A 3557-nucleotide genomic window follows, 5' to 3' on the forward strand; every position below is an offset into this window, starting at 1 on the left:
AAAAAACGATAACTTTAATCGCCATTAAAACGGTAACTGAATACCCTTGATCAAAGGGTGGTCAAGATAGCCGGATCGGTGGTCAAGATCATCGGAATCTACACTTGGGAGAAGGTCAATTGAAACCGGTCTATTCCTAGGATGTGGTGCATGGAAATTTGTTAGTGGTCATCAAAACAAATACAACTAAATTTACTAATTTTAGAGGAAATGAAAAACCGTTGAACTAAGAAAAATGAGAGACTTTTTTCACGGTCTGACGTTGGGCACAATAGTAGAAATCACAGCATATCAGATAAATTATGGCAGTATTTAACATTTTTTCAAAAAGACAAAAGAAACTTAGAGGTGAAGTACCTGACATATTTGTATATGATAAACTTCCAGAGCCATTGAGAGTTCAAATAGTTCACATTATTAGAGACGCATTTGGCACGGACAAAGGAGTTTATGGACACCCAAGTCGACCAAATGCGGCTTTTAAATTTATTCATGAAACCCTTTGTAAAGAGTATGGTGTTTTTACATTAGGTAAAGGTTTTCGAGAATCTGACGAAGAGTGCGTTTTGAATCATTTACTTCAAACAGCTGATATTGAAAAAGCAATGGATGTAATTGAATTGTCATTTAAATATATTGACCGGATTATTAAAGAAAATTTTCGAAAGTATGTTTACGATACAGAAATCAAAATAATACCAGACGACGCAATTAGTGAATTAAATGACAGGTTCAAGGAACATGGAGTTGGTTTTCAATTTGAATCAAGTGAAATAATTAGAGTTGATTCAACAATAATCCATTCCGAAATTACAAAACCAACTTTATCATTATTGTGGGACAATAAATTTAAAGGGGCAAATGAAGAGTATTTAAAAGCTCATGAACACTATCGACACGGTAGAAATAAAGAATGCTTAACTGAATGTTTAAAAGCATTTGAAAGTACACTTAAAGTAATTTGTATTGAAAAAGGATGGGCATTTAATCAGACAGATACTTCGAAAAAACTAATACAGATTTGTTTTCAGAATGGACTTGTGCCAACTTTTACTCAAAATCAGTTTACTTCATTACAAAATCTTCTTGAAAGTGGCATCCCTACAATTAGAAATAAATTAGGAGGTCATGGACAAGGACAAGTTCCTCAGAAAGTTGATGATGAAATGACAAGATATGGAATTAATTTAACAGGGACGAATATTATATTTTTAGTTGAACAAAGCGGGATTAAATAAACTACTATGCCCAATCGAGTAGACAACCGTGAGCCATAAGCTCACGGTGTGCCCCCGCCTGAACGGACGGGCAGGTCTCACAATTTATCCTGAGAATCGGGGCCACCGTATCCCGATACTCGGGACAGGCAGTACGGGTCTTCCCCTACCCTGCATCCTGGCTCCTCACTAAAACCTTCCACTGGAAGGTTTCCTAACGCTCGGCCCCAGTTCCCTGGATTGTGGGTTGCGCCCGCCCGGATGCCCCAATCGGACGGGCCCGCCTGATTGACATTGCAAGGCAGAATTTGAGGTAATAGGAAAGCATTGATTCATACACTTTTTGTCACAAACTTGACAGCATTATACCAATCACGAGAGTAAGCCAGTTTAAGGTATAGATAGATGCTCAATTTAAAACAAATTGAAAATGTATTTGAATGAAAACCAATAGAATGAAAGTCATTTATAAAATTACTTATCCGAATGGTAAAATTTACATTGGTCAAGATATTACAGATAGTATAAATTATTTTGGAAGTGCCGACGGAAGACTAATTGAAAAGGACTTTACAAGGGAAGAAAGAAAAGATTTTACAATTCGGAAAGAGATTTTATGGGAATCAGAATCAGCAACACAACAGGAAATAAATCAACAAGAGATTGAATTCATAGTGAAATTAAACTCAAATGACTCAAGAATTGGATACAATAAAAGGCCGAAAATAGGAATTCAAAAGCTATCATGAATCAAGGATAAACCGAATTGGAGCAAAACGGTATTTCGAGATTTAACAGAATTGAACAAAATAGTACAGATTTGTGTAATAGTTTTATATAAAAACACGTACTTTGTTTACAGGTAAGCTTTATACTTGCCCTGAGTAAAGAGTAAAATTGTAATCCTTTGACACAGTTTGATTTTATCAAAGATATTGCCCGATTTGGTCTGGAAAATGATCAGGAGAAACTGAAGTTTTCACTTCAGGAGATGATAGATCATGCCAGAAAAACAAAGAAAACCAATTTGGCTATCCAATTACAATCTATTCTGAAAGAAGCAATACGTGTACACTCTACTGGATCTGCTTCAAAAGTTAGCTCGGGAATTAGATTTGATAAGCCTTCCCAAAACAAAGTAGATGATTTAATTCTTGAACAGGTTACTTCTGATTACCGCATATCAGACCTTATTTGTAAACCAAGAATTAAGGAATCTCTGAATCATTTTATACTGGAACATCGAAAAAAATCCCTTTTAGAAGCTTTAGACCTTCCCATTGCCCATAAAATATTATTTCACGGCCCTTCTGGTTGCGGTAAGACTCTTGCCTCCTACATTATCGCCGGTGAATTGGAAAAGATGCTCATGGTGGTCAACCTTGGTGCTATTGTTTCTTCAAAACTTGGTGAAACAAGCAAGAATTTAGCTAAGGTTTTCAAAATGGCAGCTGCTGGGGATTGTATATTATTTTTAGATGAGTTTGATTCTTTGGGGAAAGTGAGAGATTATAGCCAAGACCATGGAGAAATGAAGCGGGTAGTAAATACTATACTTCAGCTTTTTGACTACCTTCCACAATCCACCATTGTCATAGCAGCTACCAATCAGGTTGGTATGCTAGACGATGCCCTTATCCGAAGATTTGATACGCAGATAGGTTTTGAATTGCCCGGTGAAGACGAAATTATGGCATTGATCGATTTAACCCTTAAAAAAGGTGTGTTTTCAGTAGGGTCGAAACGTGAGCTCAAGAAAATTATCCAGCATGCAAAAGGTCTTTCTTTTTACAGTATTCAGAAAACTCTCATTACAGCAATGAAGCGCAGCCTTTATCAATTGAACACTGATTTAATACCAGCACAGGTTACGATTGATATGAATATTTGGGGATCTTTAGTGGATGATGAGAAAGATTCTCAGAACCACAAAGTTTAAATTCCTCCATCCAAAGATGCTCCAGCTTCCAAATCCGAGATCAATTCTAACTCATTAAGTATTTTTACTTCATTATACAGAGATCCCGATAGCTTAGCCTTTTTATTTTTCCTGATTTCCCTTAATCTTATGACTAAGGAAAATTCATGGAGATTTTCTTTAAGGTGTCTTTTTGCTGCTTCGGGAATATTAGATTTCCCAAAGCATCTGATGGCAATAGCTACATTTGGGTAATCAGGAGAAAGTTGACTGCTCTAGTCCTGAATGAATTTGCTGAACAGCAAATCAAAATTTTTAATCACTAGTGTCCGACTAAAGTCGGCCATTAGTGAAAATTGTTTGAAAGGAATAAATATAGCTACTCTTTCTGTTATGAATGAAAAGTAAGCCCCTATGTTGGA

The 3557-nt window shown here is 36.2% G+C and carries 3 protein-coding genes; all 3 read left to right on the plus strand.

Going from position 1 to position 3557, the window contains the following annotated elements:
• Nucleotides 1–302: 302 nt before the first annotated feature.
• The 3 genes from IE080_RS19215 to IE080_RS19225 all read left to right on the plus strand — a co-directional run bounded on the left by IE080_RS19215 (nucleotide 303) and on the right by IE080_RS19225 (nucleotide 3156).
• Nucleotides 303–1238 (plus strand): abortive infection family protein, encoded by a 936-nt coding sequence (locus tag IE080_RS19215; RefSeq protein WP_189586769.1) that lies wholly within the window; start codon nucleotides 303–305, stop codon nucleotides 1236–1238.
• A 419-nt stretch (nucleotides 1239–1657) separates the two neighbouring features.
• Nucleotides 1658–1966 (plus strand): GIY-YIG nuclease family protein, encoded by a 309-nt coding sequence (locus tag IE080_RS19220; RefSeq protein ID WP_229800754.1) that lies wholly within the window; start codon nucleotides 1658–1660, stop codon nucleotides 1964–1966.
• A gap of 158 nt (nucleotides 1967–2124) precedes the next feature.
• Nucleotides 2125–3156: an AAA family ATPase gene (locus IE080_RS19225; protein ID WP_189586771.1), complete on the plus strand. Its 1032-nt coding sequence runs from the start codon at nucleotides 2125–2127 to the stop codon at nucleotides 3154–3156.
• Nucleotides 3157–3557 lie beyond the last annotated feature (401 nt).

The sequence above is a fragment of the Mongoliitalea lutea genome, from assembly GCF_014652135.1.
In the GTDB taxonomy this organism is placed as follows: Bacteria; Bacteroidota; Bacteroidia; order Cytophagales; family Cyclobacteriaceae; genus Mongoliitalea; species Mongoliitalea lutea.